A 25,292-nucleotide genomic window follows, 5' to 3' on the forward strand; every position below is an offset into this window, starting at 1 on the left:
ATACAACAACTAAATCAAATTATAAAAAAGTTAAAACTGAATGTGCTTTCAATTGAAGATGTTCCAGATTCTTTTAGCTCAACAGTTTATAAAATAAAGCAAATTAATCAACAAATAGTATATCTGAAAATACCTTATTCTAAAGTAAAATTAGCACGTGAATACGAAGCGTTAGAGATACTAAGTGATACGCTGGAAGTTCCTAGATTATTAGAATATTGGGAAGGGAACGATGAAATAGCAGGAGCGCTTCTGTTGTCAACCATTAAAGGAGAACCACTCTCCGAAAAAGTGGATGAAAAACTAGCTTTTGATATTGGCGTTAACCATGCAAAATTACATCAAGTAGCTCCACAAAAAAAATATTCATATAAGGGAATTTCAAATGTATACGATCAATGGTCCACATTTCTTGAGAACCAATTTTACAGTTTTGCCGAAGATGTAAAAGATGTGATTCCTGAGGCTTTATATGAACAATCACTAGAACTATTTGAAAAACAGCGTAAATCGCTTCCTCATCCAGATGGACCGAGCTTTATACATATGGATTTTCGTCCAGCAAATATAATAATCCATGAAAATCTAGTTTCAGGAATTATAGATTTTGAGAGTGCTCGCTTTGGTTCGACGGAAATGGATTTTACAAAAATTAACCGCGATATTTTTATGAAAAACCCAGGCACTTTAGAAGCTTATCAAAAAGGATATCAAACAATTCGCCAGCTGATAGATTTAGAAATTGTACTACCGTTTTATCGCTTTACGGATGCATTCAATTCGATTGGTTGGTGTAAAAGGCGTGGAATCCAAAAGCATCAACAATTTTTTGACGAAAATTATGTTACTTTAAAATCTATTCTAACGAATGAACGATAATATCAGTTGCTCAAAGCTGTTCATACATTCTTTTATGTTAAACGCCAGGTTAGCGAATCTATAAAGGATATGCAATCTTGCACATCCTTCTTTTTTATTCTAATTCTGGACGTACCCATAGTTTTGAAAAGTCTACATAGCCAAAATGCTTAATGTTAATATTCATCAAATCTGCGGAAAAAGGTATTTGCCGTTTTGCATAATAGAGAGGAACAATAATGGATTGGTCGATTAATTCTTTTTCTACCTTTAGATTTAAATTAGTCCATTCTTCAAAAGGGGTATGTATATATTCCTCTAAATAACTAGCTAATTTCTTTTCTTTTTTGAGAATGCTAGCTAATTTTGAATACCCATTCAGTAGGAAAAAGAAAAATGAAAAGTTTTGGTTCATCTCAAATACTTCACCATGTATAAAAAGATCAGCTTCTTCGTTTGCACTATTATTTATCACTGTGTCCTTAAAAGACACCCACTTCGTTACAACTGGAACGCCTTCCTCTTCTAATAAATTTTTCAACCATAACGTTGTATTTTCTGTGTAATTTACTAATTTTAAAACGAGAGGTTCTGTAAAAACCGGCTTTCTTGTCTTGTGGATAGGGTAGCTTTGACTTTTCCCAATGAGACAGCCTTTATGATTTGGCAGTTTACGAGGATCTGTTCGGACAATTTCCTGTCGTTTTTTCGCAATAATATAATGTATATAATCACGAATTTCCTTCCGTTGTATCGCAGAATTTCTAAATGTATTCATCATTACTATCCCAAAACCAGAATCGCTTTCAACTTGAAATGTAGAGTGATTCTCTTCTAGTGCTGAGGATCGATACACTACGTCAAACTCCTCTGGAACTTGCACAAATTCTATCATATCTAGTAAAGGTCTTTCTCCAAAAAAATCCTTAAACGCTACTAATGTTGTTTTCTTTTCGTCGTTATCTTCCATGTAAAAACAGCCTGTGCCAACCAATCCACTTTTAGTTTCTTTATAAATGCTTGCATTCATCGTGCCCAGCATCTGCAGACAATAGCTACATCCAGTAGGGAAATGAATATCAATTACGAGTGGTGCTGCTATTTGTATTTGTTGAACTGGTCTCCATAGTAGTTGGTATTGTGGATAGGTACGTAATTTTTCTAAGCAAGTTACTACATCTTCAGCGGTTAATATAGAACCGTCGTGGAATTTAATATCTTTTTTCATATAGAGTCGAACTTTAGATGGACTGACATCCCAACTATGAGCTAATTCAGGTGAAACGAAGCCTTTTTCATCGACGGCTACCAATCGATTATATATATTTGCAACCAGGCTGGCGCTATTAACATCGGCGGCTTTTAATGGATGTATAGTCAAAAAAGGGTATCGTCTAGGAATGACAAGTTTGTCATTAGTTGATTGATCGTATCCAAATTTTGATTTGAACTTATTCATCAACCGAAGCTTACTGTCTGGTGACCAATCTAATACTAAATATTTGCTGCTAAGCTCTACAGGATCTTCGTCAATCATTGTCATTACCTGCTCTTCGAAAATCGCTTCCACGTTTTTTAGCCACTTAAGTGTAGAAACATTCCCTCTCCCGTGCCCAGAAATGTATTTTAGCCATCCCTCTTTGGTCCACTTTTGTAAACAACGAGCAGTTTGCTTCGGGCTTAATTGTAGTAAATCGGCTATTTCTATTTGTTTAATACTACCTGAAGAGATGGACTGCCATAAAGTCAGTAAATGTTTATCCATTAAAGGCCTCCTGTTAAAAGTGGACATAAGTATTTGAAGTGTCCATTTATAGATAGATGAGTCTAGTTTAATATACATAAGACAGAGGAGGTTGACAACATGTCTTGGAATAAGTATCCACAAAATATTAAAGTACGATTAATCACATCATTTTTTAATCGTGCGGTCTCATCAGCAGTAATGCCTTTTATGGCCTTATTTTTTGCCCAAGAGTTAGATAAAGTGTGGGCTGGTATCTTTTTAATTTTTACAGTTATCATCAGTTTTTTTGTGAGTTTGATAGGCGGCTATATTTCAGATCGTTTTCCACGAAAACGCGTGCTAGTGTTTACGTCATTTTTAAGTGGTTTAATGTTTTTCTTCATGACTATAAGCTTAATTCCAAATGACAATATTATTTGGCTATTTGCTATTGCGTATGTTGCCTACATAATCACGAGCAGTCTTGGTCGACCGGCGATGCATGCTATTATTATTGATTCCACTACTCCAGAAAATAGAAAAGAAGTGTATGCACTCGATTATTGGCTAGTAAATTTATCGATGGCTATAGGAGCGGCACTTGGTGGCTTGCTTTACATAAATCACCAAATGGAGCTATTTACATTGCTAACTCTTACTTCTATCATCCTTCCAATCGCTTATAAGATTTGGTTGATTGATGAACATACACACACTTTAGAAAAGCGTTATGAAAATGTATTCATTGATTTATTTCAAAATTATAAAGTGGCTTTTCAAGATATTCCTTTTGTCAAAGTGGTAGTGGGTTCTATGTTTATCTTTTCCGCTGAATTTACATTAAATAGCTATATAGGTGTCCGATTAGCAGAAACATTCAAGTCCGTTCAAGTTGGAGCATTTGAGCTAGTCGGTGTACGTATGTTAAGTATACTTAATATAGAAAATATGCTGCTCGTGGTTTGCTTCACGTTTTTGATCAATAGGTTTACTGACCGGTTCAACAAGCAAAGGGTGTTATTGATTGGACTGATTATTTACAGTATCGGATACATTACGGTGACTTCAGCAAATACCTGGTATATGCTGATTTTGTTCAATCTAATCGCAACAATTGGCGAATTAGTTTACTCCCCAGTTAGAAATGCAGAGCAAGCAAATATGATTCCGGGAGATAAAAGAGGTTCCTATTCTGCTTTTTCAAATATTTCGTTTAGCGGAGCTGATTTAATCGCTCGATCAAGCATCATCATCGGTGCTTTTTTAGTCCCTACCATGATGTCTGTTTATATTGGCATTATTTTAATGATAGGAATTTTCTTTGTGTACACTGGCCTATTTGTAAATCAAGCCATTTTTATAAATAAAAAAAGAATGAACGTAACTGATTAATTAAGTTCTCCACTCTGTTCACGTATAGCTGTGAAGTAAAAAAAGGGTTTATTGTTTTATATATCGAATATAATAGTGTTCCGAATTAGGGAAAAGCGATTATAGGGGGAAGTGGGAAGATGAATTTAAATATAGATTCTAAAGTATCCATTGTTAATACATTAGATGATTTGGATTGGGATGAGTTAGAACAGCTTTTTGTAGAGGTTGAATGGGACGGTTTTCCTAAGCATAAGCTTCAACAAGCTTTTAAAGCTAGCTATTTAGTTTCACTTGTTTATCTAGATGGTAAGTTAATTGGATGTGGAAGGGTAGTTACGGACGGAGTCTTTTATGGAAGTGTTTATGATGTTATTGTTCATCCAGATTTTCAAGGTATAGGCATAGGTAAAATGGTAATGACGGATTTATTGACAAAGTGTAGTGATATTTTCTTTCTTCATTTAACAGCAACGCATGGTAGAGAAGGATTTTATGAAAAACTTGGGCTTCGAAAGCATAAAACAGCGATGGGTAGATACACACATCCTGCTCCTGCTAAAGCTTATTTGGAAGAAATAGCAGACACAAAACAGTAAACTTGGAAAGGAAAAGGAACGATATGACCGAAACGATACAAGAGTTAACAAGCCGGGCACAATATTTAGAGGCATTTACAGTTATGAATCAGTTGCGAACCGAGTTAACAGAAGAGACATATCTGGCGTTACTTGAAGAAATGAAAAAAGATGGATATACCTTATACGCTCTATATAAGAATCGTGAAATTGTTTCTTTAGTCGGTTTTAGCTGGAGAACTAATTTTTACAATAAACGACATATTTTCATCTATGACTTGGTAACTGATCATTCACATCGTTCATTTGGATACGGAGAGAAACTATTAAGTTTTATACATAGTTTTGCAAAAAGAAATGGTGCTGAATATGTGGCACTAGAATCAGGCATACAGCGGAGTAATGCTCATCGTTTTTATGAAGAAAAAATAGGTTATGATAAATGGTGCTTTTCCTTTAGAAAATCTTTGAAACTACAATAACATTTAGAGGATGCAAATGGGAGTACGAAAGGGTTACCGATCAAAGAAATGGTCTGTAACTCTTTTCATTGGATTAGCTATGTGTTTAATTTATCGACTATCATTGATTATTTCACGGTAAAAAGAAATTCATTTAAACGCAAAAATATCAGTTTAGAAAGGAATGGGACTAACATGAAAAGAGTAGATGTGTCCTATGTACTTTTGTTTGACGAACTTGGACAGAACGTATTAATGGTAAAAAACAAAGGGACAGGAGATTCTTACTATACACTTCCGGGAGGGGCAGTGGAAAAAGGAGAAACGCTAAAGGAAGCTGCAGTACGAGAAGTGAAGGAAGAAACGGGATTAGATGTGCAAGTGGATGGTGTTTTTTCTGTAAGTGAAGCATTTTTTGAAGAAAGAGGACACCATGCTATTTTCTTTACTTTTACTGGAAAAATAATTAGTGGGGAAATAAATATTTCGTTTCCAGAAGAAATTGAAGAAGTTACATGGATGGATGTTAAACAAGCCGAAAAATACATACATATTTCCAGTGATATTAAAGGGTTGATAAAGGACAGAAATACAGTGCCATATATTCTTAGAGAAAGGGATAACTTTTGATGTCTGGTATTAAAGGGAGATCAAATAGGTATATAATAAAGTTATATCAAAAAAAGGTGGCAGGATTGTGAACAATAAATTATTACCAATAAATATTACTGGTACAGATGCTCTAAATAGTATTGGCGAAAATATTATTATTGCAGATATAAACTACAAAATAATTTGGTTAAATACTTATGCTAGAAAATCACTAAATTCAATAGCTCCTTGGTATAATCTTTCCAATTCAGATGATTTTATTGGCTTGAACATGGATTTCTTTCACAAAGAACCTAGTTACCAGCGTGAAGTGATGTCAGGATTAGAAAAGGGCCATAGAGCTAGGATCAATATAAAGAATAAATTTATTGCGGATATTGTAATAACACCAATAAAGAGCATGCAAGAACAAAATCAGGAGATTGTGGGTTACATGGTAATGCTCATGGATGTTACGAGCGAAGCGGATGAAGCAAAGAAATTAGAGGATAAAGTCAGTGAATTATCTACTCCAATGCTGCATATATGGAATAACACCATAGCTCTTACGCTTGTAGGGGAATTTGATGCGTTTCGAGGAGAGACATTAATACCAGTTGTATTAGAGGAATGTATTTCAAAAGGTATAGAATTTGTTATGGTGAGTCTCAGTGGTATTGGCAATTTTGATGACAGCGTGAGACAAACCCTTCAAAAATTGCACGAGTGTTTAAAATTATTGGGAGTACAATGCATTATAGTTGGTATTAAGCCTGAGTTGGCAGTCAGAATAGGAACGTTAGGTAGTATAGTTACTTTTGTTGATGCACATCAAGGTTTAAAGTATATTATGAAGCTACAAGAAAATCGTTCCTTTAATTAAATTCCTATCCAAAATCCAGTGAGCATGGTAATACATTTCCCAGCTCGTTTTTTTCTGCATATTAATTTAACCTTTATCCTTAGTATAGCCAAAAATTCTGCTGTATTTTATAAATCCTCTTGGGAATCTTAAGTACAAAAGGGTTGCTTAGACGACTGGAAGGCGTGAAGTAAATGAACAAAGCGGTATTTTTGGATAGAGACGGCGTCATAAATGAAGTACTATCGGATCGGGTTAAATTTGTGAACAAACCAAAGGAGCTTTATTTTCTACCGGGAGTGCCAGAAGCAATTAAGAAATTGAATGCTTTCTTTGATTACATATTTGTTGTAACGAATCAAGGCGGTGTGGGCCTTGGATTTATGAAGGAATCACAACTCCAAGAAATTCATAACCATATGATTGCAGAACTTAAGAAAGAAGGGGCAAATATTCAAGAAGCCGTTTATTGTCCGCATAAACCGAAAGCGGGTTGTGCTTGTCGTAAGCCAAATAGCAAACTAATAGAAGATCTTGGTCAAAAATACGATATTGATTTATCCCAATCTTATATGGTTGGAGATACCGATACAGATATCATAGCAGGAAAAAAGGCAGGAACAAAAGGAGTATACTTGGGTAAAAGTGACCCGCTTGCTGATGCCGTTTTCCCAAACCTAATAACTGCTGCTGACTGGATTATTAAAGATGCAACTTCGAGAGAAAGCCGGATTTAAGTTCTGCTCGAGAGGGTAAAGAAGACTAATAAAAAGACGAATGAGAAAAGGAGATACGATGACACAGAAAAAAGAAACAAACGAAAATGGATGGAATTTCGATAATAGTTATACTCGTCTACCAGAAGTGTTTTTTACAAAACAAAACTTAAATGCCGTGCGTGCACCAAAGATAGCGATTTTAAATGAACAACTTGCGAAAACATTAGGTCTAGACGTCCAGTCATTAAAAAGTGATGATGGGGTAGCTGAACTTGCAGGTAACAAAGTACCAGAAGGAGCCTTTCCGATAGCCGAAGCTTATGCGGGACATCAGTTTGGACATTTTAATATGTTAGGAGATGGACGGGCTACGCTCCTTGGGGAGCAAATTACACCTGCTAATGAGCGTTTTGATATTCAGCTTAAAGGTGCAGGAAGAACACTGTATTCTCGTGGAGGAGACGGTAGAGCCGCCCTTGGACCAATGTTAAGGGAGTATATCATTAGTGAAGCGATGTACGGTCTTGGGATTCCTACTACCCGAAGTCTAGCCGTAGTGACAACTGGAGAAGCAATTAACCGTGAAACAATATTGCCCGGAGCTATATTAACTCGAGTAGCTTCAAGTCATTTGCGTGTTGGTACTTTTCAATACGCTGCAAGATGGGGTAGTATCGAAGAGCTTCGTACGTTGGCTGACTATACAATACAACGGCATTTTCCAGAAGTTGAAATGGATGAAAATAGGTATCTTTCTCTTCTTCAGGAAGTAATCAAGCGACAAGCGGAGCTGATTGCCAAATGGCAACTCGTTGGTTTTATTCATGGAGTGATGAATACGGATAATATGAGCATTAGTGGAGAAACAATCGATTATGGTCCTTGTGCTTTTATGGATGTGTATGACCCGAAGACGGTGTTTAGTTCCATTGATACTCAAGGGCGCTATGCATATGGCAATCAGCCGAATATTGGCGGGTGGAACTTAGCACGCTTTGCAGAAAGCTTATTGCCGTTGCTTCATGAAAACAAAGAGGAATCGTATAAACTGGCCGAAAAAGCGCTTCAGGCTTTTCCTGAACTGTATTATGCTCATTGGATGTCCGGGATGCGAGCTAAATTAGGATTATTTGATGAAAAGGCTGAAGATGAAGCGCTTATTAAAGAACTCCTCGGCATGATGCAAAAGTATGGAGTAGATTATACAAATACATTCCGAGCATTAACTTTGGATAAAATGGAAGACATCATTTTATTTGGAAAGAAGGAATTTAACAGCTGGTATGAACAATGGCAGGAAAGAATAAATGCTCAGGATGAGTCAAGAGAATCTGCATATCAGTTTATGCGTAAAAGCAATCCAGCGGTAATACCACGCAACCACCGTGTTGAAGAAGCTTTAAGTGCAGCAGAGGAAGGGGATTTAACTGTGATGGAGCAACTTTTGAAAATTCTATCTGATCCTTTTGCGTATTCTCAAGAACAAGTTGATTACATTACGTTGCCTGTGCAATCTGATTGTAAGTATCAAACTTTCTGCGGAACGTAAGATTACGTTCATCTGCTTGAAAATATTGTTTATATCATATTAAATGCAATAGAAAAAGATGGTGTCTTTCTAACCAAATAAAAAGACGCCATGACAAAAGGGTTAATTGAACTAAAATCTCGCTTAAAAGACTGATTGATAAAGATATCAACTCAGTCTTTTTTGTTTATAACTTCAATATCAGGACTTATAAAATCCAAAGATGCTTCTTTACAGTAGTAGTTACATTAATGAATAGAGTTTTAATAGTACTTAATCTATTTTTATGTTGGCTTCTTGACTAAAGATAATATAATGAAGGACTCATCTAAAAGTCGTTATTTTGATTGACTTGGGGGAGCTTTTAACTTGGATAGCGATCCTACATTCAAACCTATGGCTAAATAAATAATCTTTGCAGCAAATAAGAAATGATACAGCCACCTCCTTAGAAAAGTATATGGAATAAATGAAAACAAGTTAAAACTAGTGTTCAGTAAAACGTAAAACGACTCAAATCTTGAAGAAACAACCGAACGGACAAAAGAGGAAATAAATAAATTACCAAGTTTATCGATAGTATTAAAAGCTTCTATCTAGAAAAGGAGCGAAAATTAGGAAGGGATAATCCCGGAAACTTCGACTCGGTAAATACTGTTATGGAAGCATTGGTAATGTATTGAAAAAAACGAAGAAGATCCTCGGACTAAAAAATATTATGGCTGTGGAAATAGACTTATGAAAAGTGAATTCACTTCCTTAATATAAACAGTGGAAATTATGATGCAAGAATAAAAGTGCATTTATCAGAATTTAATGTATATTTAGAAGGTGAAATGATAACATCAGAAACAATTCTAAAAGTGTCTTGCAGAGGGACGAGTAGCTTTGATATATTTGATTACAACGAACTTTATCTTTATCGAAGTAACAAATAAAATAAATCTTCCAGACCGGGCATTTCTTAATATGGGGGGATAGGAGAATAAAAAATGCTAGAAAGCTTTTTGGTCAATATATTATTTATTATTTTACCAATTTTACTTATTAATCTCTTTTTTGATAGTACTGAAAAAAAATATGAGCAGCTGATTTTCTTGCTTTTTTTCGCTATCTCGATGATTTTATGTATGAATTATCCGTTTAAACTGGAAGCTGGTATACTTTATGATTTACGATATATCCCATTTACAATTGTAGCGTTATACGGTGGATATAAGGGTTTATTTCCAATGTATGTATTATTAAATATACAGCGATTTATGATTGGTGGGGAAGGGACGTTTCAGTCATTTCTATTAGCGACAGCTACTTTTATTTTGTTGCCACTCCTAACTAAGCGTTTTCAAGAATATGACTCAAATAAACGGGTTATAGTTGGCGTTTACAGCGCGGTTATAGGAGTTTTAGTTTACTTGTTAACGTTGTCCCTATTTTTGGAAAAAATAACTTCTGAATTTTGGACATTAGCTTTTTATGCATTGATAATTAAAGCAAGTTTCATGATGATAAATCTAATTCTAATAGAAAAAATAATTTCCAATAAGAAACATCGAGAGTATTTTCTTTTAGCGGAGCAGCTTCATGTCATGGGAGAGCTCTCTGCAAGCTTTTCACATGAATTAAGGAATCCATTAACGGCGACGAAAGGGTTTCTACAATTGTTAGCCATATCTAAAACAAAAACAGATAAAGATCAATTGTATATCGATTACTCTTTAAAAGAAGTGATGCAAGCGGAAAAAATTTTAAATGACTATTTGGCATTTTCAAAGCCTCAGTCAGAGCATATGATTTATTCGGATTTGAAGGAAGAAATTCAATATGTAAAGGATATGTTACAGCCGGTTGCGAGTCTCCATAATGTAGAAATCCGCTTCCATTTTTCTAATTCATTAAAAAAGAACTATGACCAAAATCAGATAAGGCAATGTTTGCTGAACTTGCTTAATAATGGAATCATGTCTATGAAAGAAAAAGGAGGTATTCTTTCTATTTCCGTAATAGAGGAACGGAAGAATATCGTTATTCGAATAGTGGATGAAGGGGTCGGTATGACAAAGGAGGATCTCTATCACCTAGGTAAACCGTACTATTCCTTTACAAAAGAGGGAACTGGTCTTGGTATGGTACTCGTGTACGGAACGATCGTTAAGCTAAATGGGAATATTGATGTCCAAAGCAAAGTAGGTGAGGGTACAACATTTACTATCGCTATTCCTACATAAAGGTGATTAAATAGGATGTGTCTATGCACATCCTATTTTATTTAACAGTTAAGGTAGGATGTTCCCAGTAACTATCGGATACCTTACTAAAATTTCCAACTTTGAAATGTTCAAAGTTTACCTTATCTAATGTTTCCCTACTCATGAGCACAATCATCACATCTTCAGTCTTTACGTTGCCAAATGGATCCGTGAGTGGTGCTTGAACGATGAAATTAGCCTGGTTTACATCTGGACGAGATTTCATGGATTGCATATAATCAAAAGCTGTAGTCAACGAAGCCTGTTTGAGTGTTTTCGCAGTTAAAACTTTGTTTGCCACTATAATTACTTCCACGACCCCATCTTCATATTCAGCAGATATCATCGTATTTTCTTTTTCTTCCTTTGTGAATCCGAATCTTTTTTTGATCAAATGTTCTGCAATTACATCTGGTTTCGGCTTGTTCTCCACTATTTTTTCCTTCACTGCTTCCTCTTGAAAAGCAGCTGTAATCGCGTCTGCCCTTTCCATCTTAGCTTGGTCGCTGTCATCAAATGCATTTTCAATAATGCCTACCGCTAAAATAATTATTAATATGATAAACCACCATTGTTGATAAAAAGGATCCTTCCTATTTTCTGACAAAGTAAATCTCCTTTCTTACTGGGACAAGTCTTTTATTGTATGCAAAGAGACGAGAAAATATTTTATCCCGCATTAACGGGCAGTAAGACTCCCACTTCAAGATTTAAGAAAAGCGAAAAGATAAGTGGGAGATCAACTGCTGGCATGCGCCCGATGAAATGATCCCAGACTAAGTAAGCAATATCGTGTTGCTTCTGGGCAAAGCTCGTCGCAAAATAAAAGAGCGTTTGCAACGTCTGTGTGACCCACATCGTGTGGGACACAACTAACAATCAGTGGGGGATGACAGGGACTAAAAGCGCAACGTCCATGTCGCAACGTCCCCACTAGCACGTCCTGTGCGTCGCCCTCCTCTGATTGAAGTTTCATTTTATTGGATTTGCATGTTTATGTCACGTTGTGATATAGTCATAATACGACATAGTCGTGGTATGACATATAAGAGGGTGAATTAGTGGAAAAAGTGATTAAGAAATATGTGCCGATGACAGAAACGGCATTTTATATATTGCTTTCCTTAACTGAACCAAGGCACGGGTACGGCATTATTAAACGAGTTGAAGAAATGACGGAAGGTCGGCTTACATTAGGCTCTGGTACCATTTATGGTACATTAACTAAAATGCAACGAGATGAAATTATTACAATCTATGCAGATGAAAAACGTAAAACTATTTATGAAATAACTGATATTGGTAAGAAGCTGATGCGTGTAGAAATGAAGCGATTGAAAGAATTACATAACAATGTATTACGTTTCGAGGGGGACTTTCAATGATTGAAAAGAAAGTGAAGTGGCTTTGGAGCTACAATATCGAGAAAACGGAGCAATGGCTATCCAAAATGGCAGGGGAAGGTTGGCATTTAACAAGCGTCAACCGGTGGACACGAACTTTTATCTTTGAAAAAGGGGAGTCGAAAGAGGTAATTTATCGTATTCAATATGCTTCAAAGACTAATACTCTTCCCCAAACTCTGCAAAAAGCAGGCTGGTCAGTTGCTTTATCTAACGGAAAATGGTTATTTCTAGTGAATGAAGAGCAGACAGTACGGCTGTATCCAACAAGAGATGCTCTTGTGAAAAGAAATCGCACACATGCATACGTAATGAGCGCTATCGCTACCTTTTATGTTTCCACATCGATGCTACCAATTATGTTAATATCAATTATTTCGTCAGTACAGACAGGGGAGGAAGTTCCACTTGAAAATTTATGGCTGTTCATACTTCCTTTAACTGGAATTGTAGCGATCGCTAGCTTTGCTATTTACGTATTTAGAGCGTATCGTCGTTTTGAGATTAACGAGATGGATGTAGCTATCGATTCAATTCCTCTCGGCAAAAAAATGCGTAAATTCAGAGGAGCTTGGATGTATCAATTAGATGATACAAGAGAATGGTTAGAAGGTCTTGCAAAACAAGGATATGAACTAGAAAGAGTCAGAGCTTCCATTTTTACATTTAGAAAAACAGATCCTAATCATATAAAATATGAATGTATGTTCGAATATAAGGTACAGCCTTCCTATTTTGCAACGCATAAAGAAATGGGGTGGAAGCTTAAGTATTCCTCCAACATGACGCTATTAAATTATTCAATTTGGGCAAAACATTATGAAGAGGAAGAAGAGATCCCTCGTTTCTCCTATGATAAACAAGAACAAAGACAATCGATTAAACGAGCTTTTAAAATGAATCTTGGCATGAGTATCTATCTTATCCTCATCTTATCCTTTTCTTTTTATATGAATATCCTAATAAAAGACGAATATTTTGTTGCTTGGAGTTATGGCGGAGTGATGAGACCTTTATTATTTCTCGCATTATTATATTGGATTTATAAATTCGGTCAAATTTTAATCAGTTACCGAAAAACGATAAAGGCGTTAGAGCAATAAGCCAAAAACTATTGAATATAAATTTATAAGCGGTATATGGGATTAGTATCTGCTGAAAATAAAACGAAAATACCTATCGAACCAAATGAGTGCGATAGGTATTTTTGTAGATTCAGTGATAATATATTAAAAAGAACTCGATTAATAAACTGAATTAGTGGGTACATAGAGGAAAGTGAATGGGGTGTGATTTATGGTTTATGTAAAAATAATCATTCAAGTACTCATCATAGCTATGTTTATTTTTTATGTGAGTGGTCGATTGATGGGCTCGCAAATTAATCTAATGAAACGAATCATGTCCGTTTTTATTAGTGTAGCGTTTACTTCTCTTGTCTATTGGTATTCGTATTTGCGAGGTACAGATTTTTTAGAAGATGTTTATGTATTTATGGATGTACGAACGATTATTTGGATCGGCAGTATGTTACTTATTTCGATGCTCCTTTATCTCTTTTTCGAATTGTTTGATCCAATGGCAATCGGTGAAAAAGGGGAGCGTTTACCGAGGCAAAAATCGCTGTTATTACGTTTGCGAAACCAGTGGAGAAGTCAAAAAAGATTGCGCCAGGTTGTACAAATTGCTGTGAAAAATGGAATTTCTCGAACGTTAAAATATGCAAGACATAGAGAAAACGACCATGAGTTAGCGATAGCTTTTCGAGATACGCTCGAGGAGTCTGGAGGAATCTTCATCAAATTTGGTCAGGTGCTTTCTACTCGCAATGATATTTTTCCAAAGGCTTTTGTTCAAGAATTAGGAACGCTTCAACAAAACGTACGGCCGCTTTCTAGCGAACAAGTAAAAACAATATTGGAAAAGTCATTACCATTTAAGATGGAGGAAGTGTTTTCACAATTTGATATGAACCCAATTGCGGCTGCTTCCATTGGACAAGTACATAGAGCAGTATTACGAAAGAACGAGGAACAAGTAGTCGTCAAATTGCTGCGTCCGGATGTAAAAGATATGATGCGAGATGATTTGAATATATTAGTAGAATTTGCGCAATGGGTGTCGGATAAATCTACATGGGCAGAAAACTTAGGATTCAGAGAATTGGCGATTGGATTTGCAGCGAGTTTGCGCGAAGAAGTAAATTTTGATATTGAGATGCGGAATACGATGCAGGTGAAGACAGCCCTAAGAAATAGTCCGTACAAATTGAAGATTCCTCATGTCTATTCAGAGTTTAGCAACAATCAGTTAATTATCTCTGAATTTGTTCATGGACAAAGCGTCGCTACCGGAAATGCATTATTCACTACTTTGCAGGTAGATAGGGAAGAGTTTGCTCAAACCGTATTATTTTCTTTTTTTGAGCAAATGTTGTTTTCAGGAATATTCCATGCGGATCCACATCCAGGAAATATTTTTATCGACGAAGTAGATGGAACTCCTATTTTGTTGGATTTCGGAGCAGTTGGACGATTAGCAGGTCCTCAGCAAGAAGGTATTAAGTTATTTCTGATGGGAATTCAGCAAAATGACGCAAATATTTTATACGATGCTATTACACAACTCGTAGAAGATCATGAACATATAGACCAAGCGAAAATGGAGCAGGCGATGGCTCAAATTTTGTTACGTATCTCGTATGTTCCACGGATACAAACGGACGAATTAATACATTCTTTTTTTGAAGTTATTCGAGATTTTGGTTTATCCTTCTATCCTTCGGTAGGCTTAGCATTACGCTCGTTTATCACTTTAGATGGGACGTTGCGTTTGATACAGCCTGATTTTAATTTATTTAATGAAGCAAAAGAATTCTCTAAACACTATATTACTTCCATGATTAAAAGACCGTTTAAAGAACCGCTTGCTACAAAAGAGAGATTGGAAGAAGAGTTAGCATTGTTATTACCTGCTCTTCGTAAGCTTCCTCGACGTGTGGATAAGCTTATGCAACGGGTAGAAAGTGGAAAAATTACGTTACATCACGATATATTCTCAGATAAAAAGAATGCGATGTTCGTGACACAATTGTTTTCCCGATTTGTATTATTGTTTGTTGGTATTACATTTGGCATCTTATCGGTATCGCTTTTAGCAATCGCACAATTCATCGAAGCACCATATGCAGTATATTTAAACAGTGCTGCGTATGTTGGGTTATTCTTATGTGCAGTGCTACTCGTCCGGTTATCGATTCAGGCGATAAGATTGATGAAGCGAGGCTAGATAAAAACGCAAGAAGGATTAGAACTCCTTCTTGCGTTTTTTGAGATTTAATTAGAATACTACATGAAATACTACACTTAGAAGATACCCTAATAGGATAAAGGTTGCGGCTGATCTAGTAGACATGACCTTTATATTACGTAGAATAAATTCATTAACACTAGTAATAGCAATAAGTCCAATAGATATGCCTAAAAGGATACTTTGCGCCTTCATGTCGAGATGTATATGGTTGCCAATCCAAATAAACATACTAAAACAGAAAGATAAACTAATAAAACATAGGAATAAGTTTATTATTTTCTGACCCTGTGAAACAAATACAGAAGTAAGCGCAAAGCCTTCCGGGATATGATGCAAAATGGTAGAAGTTGTGATGGAGCGAGCGAAAGAAGAATCCTCTAGTAAATTTCCAATAGTTAAACTCAAGGGAATGGTATGTATAAAAAGAGCGATCGTTAGCAAATAGACAGACGGTTTATGTTGGTTAGAAGAGTGGAATGATGTGTTTACTAGTAATAGAAATATAAATCCGATGAGTATCCCAAGCGCTATTCCAGGTAATTTGTATGCATTTATTGCAGATGGGATAAGATCGAGTGCCAGTATTCCTACTAAGAATCCCCCGCATAAAAGAGCCAAACCTTCCTTGGAATGTTGAAATATAGTGGCGATTAACCAAGCCATTCCAGCTCCGATAACCATACTTATAAAAAGAATTCCCCCGAGAACTATTGCACTCAATATATCATTCCCTTTGATGAAATAAATTTGAACTCTATTTACAAAATATATGCTCCTTGTGTAAGTGTATGTATTCCTGATCATAAATTTTCTTCAATGAAAGCATGTATATTTCCTGCTAATAGGATTGAAAAGTGCTCTTTCGGTTAACCTATGCTTATCGAAGATTCTCTTTCCTGGAGGTTTGTACATGACAAATTTAAAAGAGAAACCGAATCCTCCTAAGTTGATGAGTGAACTTAAGGAGCAACTGAGTCCTTCTTTTGATGTTTTGCTAATCCCTTTACAGCTAGAAGAAGAGGCAGCATTCTTACTTTATTTAAAAACAGCAGTAGACGGCGATAAATTACAAAATATGATTATTAAGCCTTTTTTCGAAATGAAGTCGATGCAACATTATGCGTCTTATGTTCAATCGTCGCCTGATATTCTAGAAATTAAATCAGAAGAAAAAATCCCTCTTGAGCTTACAAAGGGAAGTGTCTTAATAGCGGTTCAGCATCAATTTTTTCTAATAGATGTGAAGAAGGTAAACACGAGTACAGTTCAGCAGACGCTTATGGAACCAACTGTATATGGACCTCAGCAAGCATTAAGCGAGGATATTCTTACCAACTTGAATATAATACGACACCGGTATAAGGAGCCCACTCTGAAGATTGAAATCTTAGAGTTAAAAGATAAAACGCATAATGACATTGCTATAATTTACGATGATCAAACTGTAAAGCCAGCCATTTTAAAAACGATTCGGAAAAGGCTGGAAGGATTAGATTCACCGCTTATTCAATCTGCGGGGGAACTTCAACTGTACTTAAATGGAAAGAAGTTTACTTTGTTTCCAACATTAATGCTGACAGAGAGGCCTGATCGTATTTGTTATAATTTGGATGCTGGAAAAGTCATAATTATGATTGACGGAAGTCCACACGCTTTAATAGCTCCAGTCGTCTTTTTTGATTTTATGGTGTCCATGGAAGATAACTATCATTTATTTTGGATTACTTCGTTTACGCTCGTACTTCGATATTTTGGGCTCATAACCTGTTTAATATTGCCTGCTCTATATGTTGCCATTACTTCGTATAATCCTGACATTTTCCGAACAGAGCTCGCTTTAACTGTTGCGGGGAGTAGGATTGGAGTACCTTATCCATCTTTTATCGAAGTGTTATTTATGCTTATTTTTATGGAACTATTAACTGAAGCGAGTATTAGGCTGCCAAAAGCTATTAGTGCCACAGCTACCACGGTTGGTGGTTTAATATTGGGATCTGCAGCTACTGAAGCAGCGCTAACCTCCAATATCATGATTATCATCGTATCAGCGGTCGCTATCTCGAGTTTCGTTATTCCTATTAACGAAATGAGTTTTTCAATTAGATTTTGCAGATATATTCTACTCGCTTTTACAACTTTTTTTGGTACAGTCGGTTTCATATTGGGCTTTTTAGGGATTCTTATGTTTTTAATAAATAAGGAAAGCTTTGGCGAACCTTATTTAAAAATGTATTGGAAGAGTAGAAGGAGTGAAAAAGGGGTGAAAAGCGAATGAGTCGTTTTCTTTATTATTTAATTTTTTTAACGATGATTTCTAATATCGTTGCCTCTGTGCCTAAAATACTTTTATTTGAAAGCAAAACTGGTGCAATTCCTTCTATGTTTGCCGCTGTTATTATTGGAACAATATTCGTGTTTATTCTAGTTAAATTATTCAACGCGTTCCCGGGTAAAAGCTTTCCGGATATGTTGAAACAATATACACCTAAATGGTTTGCTTACCCGGTGCTTTTTTATCTATTTTTATGTTGGTTTGGTGCTGGACTTATTACCCTCATTACGTATGTATTTCTATTTATCACTTTTTTTGCACCAGAAACATCCATTGTTATAACAACCTTAGCCTTTGTTCTGGTTATATCCTTTGGAATATTGATGAAATCTAGAAGTATGTTGTATATGGCAGAAATTGTGCTCGTTTTATTTGTTCCTTTAATTTTCTTTTTATTGATAAAATTTTATGTGAACCCCAAACTAGACTGGGATTTTATCAAGATTGCCATGATGCATATAAACCATGTTCCCTCTTATTGGGCATTTGGTGCTGCTCTTTACATATTTATGGGAATTGCAGATTTAGTCATTTTTAACGAACTTTTCACAAAAAAGCATAAAATGGGATGGAAACAAGTCCTGGTTATTGGGTTATCAGGAGCTGCCATATTGTTTACTACTTTTTTTGTCCCTATTGGGTATAACGGGGTGGAACAGATAGCAGAACTTACTTTTCCATGGATATCCACGAGTGATTCGATTCGCATGAAATATGGTTTAATAGAACGAGTTATTTTTATTTTCATCCTCGCTTTTTTGGGAATCGCTTTTGTTAGTTTATTGTTGCATTGGCATGTGGCTTTAAAACTTTTAGAAAGTATTTTTCAATTTAAACGTTTGAAATGGAAAGATAAAATGTTGGCACCTTATATTTTCGTTGTTATATTTGGCATCATTTCTTTAGTTTTAACAAGAAAATTGACACAGTACCAACTATTTTCCTTATCCAATTATTTCTTTGGGTCTATACCAATTTTTTTCGTCGTATTAATCAGTTCCTTAGTTCTTGTGAAAAGGAGAGCGAAACTATGAAGCGTCGATTCAAGAGTTTTAAAGTAATCGTTGTTGTAGCTATATACTTTTCATGTGTTTCTATATTGGCAGGGTGTGGATTTAAAGATATTGATAAGCGAGTTTTCGTAACGGGTATTGGTGTAGACCCTTCGGAAAAGGAAAAAGGGGGTTATAAAATAACATTAAAACTATCCTTACCAGTCGCTTCCATTAAATCATCTACTGGTCCTAACTATGAATATTTAGTGTATGAAGGAGAAACACTTGCAGAAGCAATCCGAATTTTGGAGACGCACACCGATAAAGTACTAGAATTTGGGCATACCAAAATGATCGTTATTAATGAAGGTTTATTACAAGAGAATATAAAGGATTTTATGGATTATTTTGTGAGACGGAGTGATATTCAGTTAATAGCATGGGTAGCTGCTGCTAAACCTTCTGCCGAATCTATTTTACGAGTTGAACCTGCTGCCGAATCGGCAGTATCCTCTACTCTTATAAACTTTTTTGGTACTAGTGGTACGGATAGTCCTTTCATCACCTCTACTTTCCTTTATGAATTTAGAAGAAATATGTTGTCGGATGGGATAGATGCAGTAGTACCGCTTGTAGAGGCATCAGAAGATAGAAAAGAGTTAATAGTCAATAAATCTCTAGTTGTGAAAGAGGAAACAAAACCGCTCGAATTAGACGCTGAGGAATCAAAGTATTACAATACTATCGTAAATGGAATGAGTGGATTTAGTTATAAAGCAGAATCAGATGATTTAAAATTAATCCTTAATATGGAAAGAACAAAGATACATTATAAGATTATAATGGTCGATGAAAAACCAACATCCATTAATATGAACGTAAAAATGGTTGGTGTAATTGGTCAGTCAAATAAAAACCTATCCTTAAAAGACCTAAAGGAGTATGACCAGATAGCTTCAAAAGCAGTGAAAAAAAAGATCATAGATTTTCTCACTACCGTTCAAAAAGAAAATTTTGACCCGATAGGCTTTGGTTTAAGGTATAGGTCGATGGTGCTCTATAATAAGAACACGATTTCTGAATGGCGAAAAGCATATCCAGATTTACCGATTGACGTAAGCGTTGATGTAGAGCTTAAAGGTACGGGAGCAATTGAGTAAAAAACGAAAAATCCTCTTTCGATTATGAGAGAGGATTTTTCGTTTAGTAGAAAATTATAAAAATTATCATTTACGGAAAACTTTCTTCAAGAACTTTTCCGTCCAGGCTCCAGTACTTTTGCTCTTTCTTCAGACTTCTGAGGAAGTTTCCCTTTCTAATGTAATCGTTGTCCGTTAATATATAATTAAGTTAATTTTATTTACATAGGGGGAAGCGAGAGCGTTCATATGACAATAGATAAAATGAAACAAACAATATTTAATAGAGCAACACTCGGTGATTGGGAACAAACAGCACTTAAATCACTAAAAGGGAAAACATTAGACTCCCTTTCTACAAAAACTTTAGAGGATATCATTTTGAAACCGCTTTATTCATTAGCTGATGCGGCATTTATACCTGTTTCACAAACGGATATTGTAAGACAAGCGAAAAATTCTTCCGAATGGTCCATCGCGCAACTTGCAGAGGGTGCTACAAGTGAGGAAGTTTTAATGGATATAAAAGAATCGCTTGGAAAAGGCAATGATGTCATTCATTATAAAGTGGAAAAAGAACATGTATGGAATGCTGAGCAAATAGAGGAATGGAAAGGTCTATTATCCGAACATAAGGCTATTTTAGATGTAACAAACAATCCGTCCTTTTTGGACCACTTCACGGAGTTAAATGGTTTAGTGAAGGGAGCAAAAAATGCTACTACTTTACATGCTAGAACGACTTTCTTAAATGGCTCAAGCATTCATCAAGCGGGAGGAGACGCTGTCAGTGAACTGGCGAGTGTTCTTGTACAGGCAGATTCACTTGCTCGTGAAACAAGCATAGGGGAGCTTGTTCAAAAGGCATTCGTTCAGTTTTCGGTAGATACAAATTTCTTTATGGAAATAGCAAAAATTCGTGCTTTTCGTGTGCTTTGGCAAGCTTTTGGCGAAGGATTTGGACAGCCTAATCTAGAAGCAATTCCTGTGCATGTGGAAACTTCATTGCGTTCATTTTCAGTACTAGATCCATATGTTAATATTCTTCGTGCAGGAAATAGTGCGCTTGCCGCGGTGCTTGGAGGAGCAGACAGCGTAACAACGTACCCACATGATTATTTAACAAAAGTTACACCGACATCTAATCGAATCGCGCGTAATATGCAACTCGTATTAAAAGAAGAAACGCATATACAGCGTGTGATTGATGCGGCCGGTGGGTCTTACTATGTGGAGAGTTTAACGAAAGAACTAGTGGAAAAAGCATGGGATTATTTTTTAAAGTTAATGAAGGAAGTAACGCTAGAAGATAGAGAATCCAAGCTTTTAGCTCGAGCACATGAAAAATGGCAGCAGCAGCTTGCTCTACTAGCTACTCGAAAAAAATCGCTTATCGGAACGAATATTTACGCAAATCCAGCTGATATATTACCGGAAGCTATTAAACAGATAGATTATAAACGTCTTGCCAAACCATTAGAACAGCTAAGACAAGCATTTCAACAAAAACCATTAAACACAGCTATTATTCCATATGGTTTATTAAAAGAATATAAAGCGCGAATGGATTTCGTTAGCGGTTATTTAGTCGCATTAGGTATTTCTCCAACTGTTGCACCGGAAAACTTAAAACCGTTCGATTTACAAAAGTGGATTGATGAACAACGTATTGACTATCTCATCTTTGTCGGAAATGACGAGCAAACAACAGGTTTAGTTCCTGCATTATTGAATGAGCAATTGTCAGTTCCAATGGATGTGGCAGGTAAATTCGAGGAGTATGAAGACTGGTTAGAAGCTGGTTTGTCTGGACGCATTTTTGCCGGACAGTCATTACTTGAAAAGGGACAACAATTGCTAGCACTTGCGCAAAAGGAGGATTCCAATGTCAACGCCTAATTATTCAGCCGTTTCTATCGAAAAACTAATAGAAAAATCAACGAATAGTCCACAACAAGGAGATTCCTTTTTAACAAATGAAGGAATCGAGCTAAAAAAAGTATATGAAGAATCTGACCGAAGCAATGTGCAGCATTTAAATGATTTACCAGGAATCGCGCCAAATACACGGGGACCTTATCCAACGATGTATGTGGCAAAACCATGGACTGTGCGTCAATATGCAGGATTTTCAACAGCGGAAGAAAGTAACGCTTTCTACAGAAGAAACTTAGCAATGGGACAAAAAGGTTTGTCGGTAGCATTCGATTTACCTACTCACCGAGGTTACGATTCGGATCATGAACGAGTGACAGGGGACGTTGGAAAAGCGGGAGTTGCTATCGATTCTGTAGAAGATATGAAAATTCTCTTTAGTGGTATTCCACTCGACCAAATGTCCGTGTCAATGACAATGAATGGAGCCGTTTTACCGATACTAGCCTTTTATATTGTCACTGCTGAAGAGCAAGGAGTAACTCCAGAGCAGCTTGCAGGGACAATTCAAAATGATATTTTAAAAGAATACATGGTTCGAAACACGTATATTTACACACCAGATATGTCGATGAAAATAATTGCCGATATTTTTGCATATACTGCCAAGTATATGCCGAAGTTCAACTCGATTTCGATTTCTGGATATCATATGCAAGAAGCGGGAGCTACTGCAGATATTGAGCTTGCTTATACTTTAGCAGATGGTTTGGAATATGTTCGGACAGGTTTAAAAGCCGGCATTGAAATTGATTCATTCGCACCAAGACTTTCATTCTTCTGGGCGATCGGTATGAACTATTTCATGGAAGTAGCAAAAATGCGCGCTGCTCGTAGAATTTGGGCACAAATGATGGCTAGCTTTGACCCAAAAAATCCAAAAACATTGGCGCTACGTACACATTCTCAAACATCCGGCTGGAGTTTAACGGAGCAAGATCCATTTAATAATGTAACGAGAACTCTAGTCGAAGCAAATGCCGCTGCAATGGGGCATACGCAATCACTTCACACGAATGCACTAGATGAGGCGATAGCACTTCCCACCGACTTCTCTGCCCGAATCGCACGTAATACGCAGCTGTTTTTACAAGAAGAAACGAATATGACTAAAGTAATTGATCCTTGGGGCGGTTCGTATTATGTGGAAACACTGACAAACGAATTGATGGAAAAAGCCTGGGCACTAATCGAAGAAATCGAAGAGCTTGGCGGCATGGCAAAAGCAATTGAAACTGGACTGCCGAAGATGAAAATTGAAGAAGCAGCTGCGAAAAAACAAGCGCAAATTGACTCTTCAAAAGAAATCATTATCGGAGTCAATAAATATCGTTTAGAACAAGAAGATGCCATTGATATTTTGAATATCGACAATACAGTCGTGCGTCAAAAACAAATGGAACGCTTGGCAGAAGTAAAAGCAAATCGCGACGAAGAAGCAGTACAAAAAGCACTTAAGGCCTTAACTGAAGCAGCAAAAACAGGTGAAGTAAATCTATTAGCAGCTGCGGTGGATGCAGCTAGAAAACGTGCAACGATTGGAGAAATCTCCGATGCAATTGAATATGTTGCCGGACGACATAAGGCGGTGATTCGTTCAGTGAGCGGCGTATATAGTGCAAACTTTAGTGATGCAGAAGAAATAGAAGCAGTCAAACAAATGGCAGAAGATTTCCGTGACAACGAAGGAAGACGTCCTCGTATTCTGATCGCCAAAATGGGCCAAGATGGGCATGACAGAGGTGCTAAAGTCATTGCAACAGCATTTGCAGACTTAGGATTCGACGTCGATATTAGCCCCTTATTTCAAACACCGGCTGAAACGGCGCAACAAGCAGTGGAAAATGATGTCCATGTAGTAGGGGTAAGTTCATTAGCGGCTGGTCATATGACACTTGTTCCCGCTTTACGTGAAGAACTCGCAAAACTAGGTCGAGAAGATATTTTAATCGTGGTTGGCGGAGTAATCCCTGCACAAGATTATGCGTTTTTACGTGAAAATGGAGCTTCAGCAATTTTTGGTCCTGGTACAGTTATTCCTGTTGCTGCTCAAAAAGTCATCGAAGAAGTATATAAACGATTGGGTTATGAGGAAGAAGAAGGCTAATGGCTGAATCGAGAGAAAATAAGGAAACTTCAATGCATGTCATGAGTGGGATTAAATCGCAGCATGATGGTATGGGGAAAGCTATTGTAAAAAAATTTGCGAAAAAGAAAGCACTTGTTATAGATGAAGACGAGTATATTCGCGAAATCCGTAACGGGTCCAGATTACATCTAGCAAAAGCGATTACGTTTATTGAAAGTACAGTAAGTGATCAGCAGGCAATTGGTCAGCATTTATTAAAACAACTTTTACCACATACAGGTAACAGTATTCGAATTGGAATAACTGGTGTCCCGGGAGCTGGGAAAAGTACATTTATCGAAGCTTTTGGAAAAATGCTCTGTGACCAAGGCTATAAAGTAGCCGTACTTGCGATTGATCCGAGTTCGTCTTTAACTGGTGGTAGTATTCTTGGCGATAAAACGCGGATGGAAGAGCTAGCGAAAAACTCTAATGCATTTATTAGACCCTCTCCATCTGCAGGGACGCTGGGCGGAGTCCATAAAAAATCTCGCGAAACGATGCTTTTATGTGAAGCAGCTGGATATGATGTCATATTAGTGGAGACAGTAGGGGTCGGACAAAGCGAAACAATTGTTCGGGGAATGGTTGATTTCTTTTTACTTTTAGCACTGACTGGGGCAGGAGACGAACTGCAGGGGATGAAAAAAGGGATAATGGAGCTCGCTGATGCTATTGTAGTCAATAAGGCAGATGGAGTGAATGAAAAGCTCGCCAAAAAAACAGTGGCAGAATATAAACAAATACTTCACTTTCTAGCACCTTCTACACCCAATTGGACAACACCAGCACTAGCTGTTTCCTCCCTATATAAAAAGGGACTAGATGTCGTGTGGGACACAATCTTGTCTTTCCAAAAAAGCATGCTAGAAAATGGCGTTTGGGTACAGAGAAGGAAAGAACAGACGGTTGATTGGTATAAAACAATGATCATCGATCGGTTGTATGATGACTTTTTCTCTTCTACTGAAAAGAAACAATCAATGAAGAAATTAGAACAATTAGTGAGAGGCGAACAGATCACTGTTTCACAGGCAGTTGATGAGTTATTTTCCTCGAATTCTAAATAGTAATCTGATAAAATGAAACTAGCTTGAAAAGGAGT

Annotated in this window: 21 protein-coding genes; 18 read left to right on the forward strand and 3 right to left on the reverse strand. The window is 36.6% G+C overall.

Going from position 1 to position 25,292, the window contains the following annotated elements; all coding sequences use genetic code 11:
- Positions 1-42 precede the first annotated feature (42 nt).
- Positions 43-879, forward strand: coding sequence for an aminoglycoside phosphotransferase family protein (locus tag FG382_RS08945; protein WP_373287598.1), 837 nt, complete (start codon positions 43-45; stop codon positions 877-879).
- A gap of 94 nt (positions 880-973) precedes the next feature.
- On the opposite strand, the gene FG382_RS08950 is transcribed toward FG382_RS08945, so the two are convergent.
- Positions 974-2,623, reverse strand: coding sequence for an ABC transporter substrate-binding protein (locus FG382_RS08950; protein WP_142538549.1), 1,650 nt, complete (start codon positions 2,621-2,623; stop codon positions 974-976).
- Positions 2,624-2,722: 99 nt separating this feature from the next.
- Here FG382_RS08950 and FG382_RS08955 point away from each other — a divergent pair, with 99 nt between their 5' ends.
- From FG382_RS08955 to FG382_RS08990, 8 genes are all read left to right on the forward strand, one after another.
- Positions 2,723-3,976: an MDR family MFS transporter gene (locus FG382_RS08955; protein WP_142538550.1), complete on the forward strand. Its 1,254-nt coding sequence runs from the start codon at positions 2,723-2,725 to the stop codon at positions 3,974-3,976.
- 119 nt (positions 3,977-4,095) lie between these two features.
- The gene (locus tag FG382_RS08960; protein WP_142538551.1) at positions 4,096-4,554 is read left to right on the forward strand and encodes a GNAT family N-acetyltransferase; all 459 of its coding nucleotides are present in this window, start codon (positions 4,096-4,098) and stop codon (positions 4,552-4,554) included.
- Positions 4,555-4,577: 23 nt separating this feature from the next.
- Positions 4,578-5,015 carry a GNAT family N-acetyltransferase gene (locus tag FG382_RS08965; protein WP_142538552.1) on the forward strand — a complete coding sequence of 146 codons (438 nt, stop codon included), beginning with the start codon at positions 4,578-4,580 and terminating at the stop codon, positions 5,013-5,015.
- 174 nt (positions 5,016-5,189) lie between these two features.
- Positions 5,190-5,624 carry an NUDIX hydrolase gene (locus FG382_RS08970; RefSeq protein WP_142538553.1) on the forward strand — a complete coding sequence of 145 codons (435 nt, stop codon included), beginning with the start codon at positions 5,190-5,192 and terminating at the stop codon, positions 5,622-5,624.
- A gap of 67 nt (positions 5,625-5,691) precedes the next feature.
- Complete coding sequence (locus FG382_RS08975; protein WP_142538554.1) at positions 5,692-6,468, forward strand: STAS domain-containing protein; 777 nt, start codon at positions 5,692-5,694, stop codon at positions 6,466-6,468.
- 173 nt (positions 6,469-6,641) lie between these two features.
- Positions 6,642-7,184 carry a D-glycero-alpha-D-manno-heptose-1,7-bisphosphate 7-phosphatase gene (locus FG382_RS08980; RefSeq protein WP_142538555.1) on the forward strand — a complete coding sequence of 181 codons (543 nt, stop codon included), beginning with the start codon at positions 6,642-6,644 and terminating at the stop codon, positions 7,182-7,184.
- 58 nt (positions 7,185-7,242) lie between these two features.
- Positions 7,243-8,715 carry a protein adenylyltransferase SelO gene (locus FG382_RS08985; RefSeq protein WP_142538556.1) on the forward strand — a complete coding sequence of 491 codons (1,473 nt, stop codon included), beginning with the start codon at positions 7,243-7,245 and terminating at the stop codon, positions 8,713-8,715.
- 971 nt (positions 8,716-9,686) lie between these two features.
- A complete protein-coding gene (locus FG382_RS08990; RefSeq protein ID WP_142538557.1) occupies positions 9,687-10,922 on the forward strand; it encodes a sensor histidine kinase in 1,236 nt (411 codons plus the stop codon).
- Positions 10,923-10,959: 37 nt separating this feature from the next.
- On the opposite strand, the gene FG382_RS08995 is transcribed toward FG382_RS08990, so the two are convergent.
- Positions 10,960-11,550, reverse strand: a complete 591-nt coding sequence (locus FG382_RS08995) for a hypothetical protein (RefSeq protein ID WP_142538558.1) — start codon at positions 11,548-11,550, stop codon at positions 10,960-10,962.
- 484 nt (positions 11,551-12,034) lie between these two features.
- Here FG382_RS08995 and FG382_RS09005 point away from each other — a divergent pair, with 484 nt between their 5' ends.
- From FG382_RS09005 to FG382_RS09015, 3 genes are all read left to right on the forward strand, one after another.
- Entirely contained in the window at positions 12,035-12,328 is a 294-nt protein-coding gene (locus FG382_RS09005; protein ID WP_142538603.1) for a PadR family transcriptional regulator, read from the forward strand.
- Positions 12,325-13,449 carry a DUF2812 domain-containing protein gene (locus tag FG382_RS09010; protein WP_142538560.1) on the forward strand — a complete coding sequence of 375 codons (1,125 nt, stop codon included), beginning with the start codon at positions 12,325-12,327 and terminating at the stop codon, positions 13,447-13,449. The genes FG382_RS09005 and FG382_RS09010 overlap by 4 nt, the downstream gene beginning before the upstream one ends.
- Positions 13,450-13,642: 193 nt before the next feature.
- Positions 13,643-15,634: an ABC1 kinase family protein gene (locus FG382_RS09015; protein ID WP_142538561.1), complete on the forward strand. Its 1,992-nt coding sequence runs from the start codon at positions 13,643-13,645 to the stop codon at positions 15,632-15,634.
- 51 nt (positions 15,635-15,685) lie between these two features.
- On the opposite strand, the gene FG382_RS09020 is transcribed toward FG382_RS09015, so the two are convergent.
- Complete coding sequence (locus tag FG382_RS09020) at positions 15,686-16,378, reverse strand: ZIP family metal transporter (RefSeq protein ID WP_142538562.1); 693 nt, start codon at positions 16,376-16,378, stop codon at positions 15,686-15,688.
- A gap of 190 nt (positions 16,379-16,568) precedes the next feature.
- Here FG382_RS09020 and FG382_RS09025 point away from each other — a divergent pair, with 190 nt between their 5' ends.
- From FG382_RS09025 to meaB, 6 genes are all read left to right on the forward strand, one after another.
- A complete protein-coding gene (locus FG382_RS09025) occupies positions 16,569-17,933 on the forward strand; it encodes a spore germination protein (protein ID WP_188713316.1) in 1,365 nt (454 codons plus the stop codon).
- A complete protein-coding gene (locus FG382_RS09030) occupies positions 17,930-19,024 on the forward strand; it encodes a GerAB/ArcD/ProY family transporter (RefSeq protein ID WP_142538563.1) in 1,095 nt (364 codons plus the stop codon). Before FG382_RS09025 ends, FG382_RS09030 begins: the two co-directional genes overlap by 4 nt.
- Positions 19,021-20,145 carry a Ger(x)C family spore germination protein gene (locus FG382_RS09035; RefSeq protein ID WP_142538564.1) on the forward strand — a complete coding sequence of 375 codons (1,125 nt, stop codon included), beginning with the start codon at positions 19,021-19,023 and terminating at the stop codon, positions 20,143-20,145. Before FG382_RS09030 ends, FG382_RS09035 begins: the two co-directional genes overlap by 4 nt.
- A gap of 243 nt (positions 20,146-20,388) precedes the next feature.
- Positions 20,389-22,023: a methylmalonyl-CoA mutase family protein gene (locus FG382_RS09040; protein WP_211356382.1), complete on the forward strand. Its 1,635-nt coding sequence runs from the start codon at positions 20,389-20,391 to the stop codon at positions 22,021-22,023.
- Positions 22,010-24,166: a methylmalonyl-CoA mutase gene (scpA, locus tag FG382_RS09045; RefSeq protein ID WP_142538566.1), complete on the forward strand. Its 2,157-nt coding sequence runs from the start codon at positions 22,010-22,012 to the stop codon at positions 24,164-24,166. Before FG382_RS09040 ends, scpA begins: the two co-directional genes overlap by 14 nt.
- On the forward strand, positions 24,166-25,257 hold the full coding sequence (meaB, locus tag FG382_RS09050; protein ID WP_142538567.1) for a methylmalonyl Co-A mutase-associated GTPase MeaB: 1,092 nt from the start codon (positions 24,166-24,168) through the stop codon (positions 25,255-25,257). The genes scpA and meaB overlap by 1 nt, the downstream gene beginning before the upstream one ends.
- Positions 25,258-25,292 lie beyond the last annotated feature (35 nt).

Origin of the sequence: Psychrobacillus lasiicapitis (assembly GCF_006861795.1) — a bacterium.
Classification (GTDB): Bacteria; Bacillota; Bacilli; order Bacillales_A; family Planococcaceae; genus Psychrobacillus; species Psychrobacillus lasiicapitis.

Coding starts and splice junctions, on each gene's coding strand:
- FG382_RS08950 (WP_142538549.1), bottom strand. CDS start 2,623: ATGGATAAACATTTACTGACTTTATGGCAGTCCATCTCTTCAGGTAGT.
- FG382_RS08955 (WP_142538550.1), top strand. CDS start 2,723: ATGTCTTGGAATAAGTATCCACAAAATATTAAAGTACGATTAATCACA.
- FG382_RS08960 (WP_142538551.1), top strand. CDS start 4,096: ATGAATTTAAATATAGATTCTAAAGTATCCATTGTTAATACATTAGAT.
- FG382_RS08965 (WP_142538552.1), top strand. CDS start 4,578: ATGACCGAAACGATACAAGAGTTAACAAGCCGGGCACAATATTTAGAG.
- FG382_RS08970 (WP_142538553.1), top strand. CDS start 5,190: ATGAAAAGAGTAGATGTGTCCTATGTACTTTTGTTTGACGAACTTGGA.
- FG382_RS08980 (WP_142538555.1), top strand. CDS start 6,642: ATGAACAAAGCGGTATTTTTGGATAGAGACGGCGTCATAAATGAAGTA.
- FG382_RS08985 (WP_142538556.1), top strand. CDS start 7,243: ATGACACAGAAAAAAGAAACAAACGAAAATGGATGGAATTTCGATAAT.
- FG382_RS08990 (WP_142538557.1), top strand. CDS start 9,687: ATGCTAGAAAGCTTTTTGGTCAATATATTATTTATTATTTTACCAATT.
- FG382_RS09005 (WP_142538603.1), top strand. CDS start 12,035: ATGACAGAAACGGCATTTTATATATTGCTTTCCTTAACTGAACCAAGG.
- FG382_RS09010 (WP_142538560.1), top strand. CDS start 12,325: ATGATTGAAAAGAAAGTGAAGTGGCTTTGGAGCTACAATATCGAGAAA.
- FG382_RS09015 (WP_142538561.1), top strand. CDS start 13,643: ATGGTTTATGTAAAAATAATCATTCAAGTACTCATCATAGCTATGTTT.
- FG382_RS09025 (WP_188713316.1), top strand. CDS start 16,569: ATGACAAATTTAAAAGAGAAACCGAATCCTCCTAAGTTGATGAGTGAA.
- FG382_RS09030 (WP_142538563.1), top strand. CDS start 17,930: ATGAGTCGTTTTCTTTATTATTTAATTTTTTTAACGATGATTTCTAAT.
- FG382_RS09035 (WP_142538564.1), top strand. CDS start 19,021: ATGAAGCGTCGATTCAAGAGTTTTAAAGTAATCGTTGTTGTAGCTATA.
- FG382_RS09040 (WP_211356382.1), top strand. CDS start 20,389: ATGAAACAAACAATATTTAATAGAGCAACACTCGGTGATTGGGAACAA.
- scpA (WP_142538566.1), top strand. CDS start 22,010: ATGTCAACGCCTAATTATTCAGCCGTTTCTATCGAAAAACTAATAGAA.
- meaB (WP_142538567.1), top strand. CDS start 24,166: ATGGCTGAATCGAGAGAAAATAAGGAAACTTCAATGCATGTCATGAGT.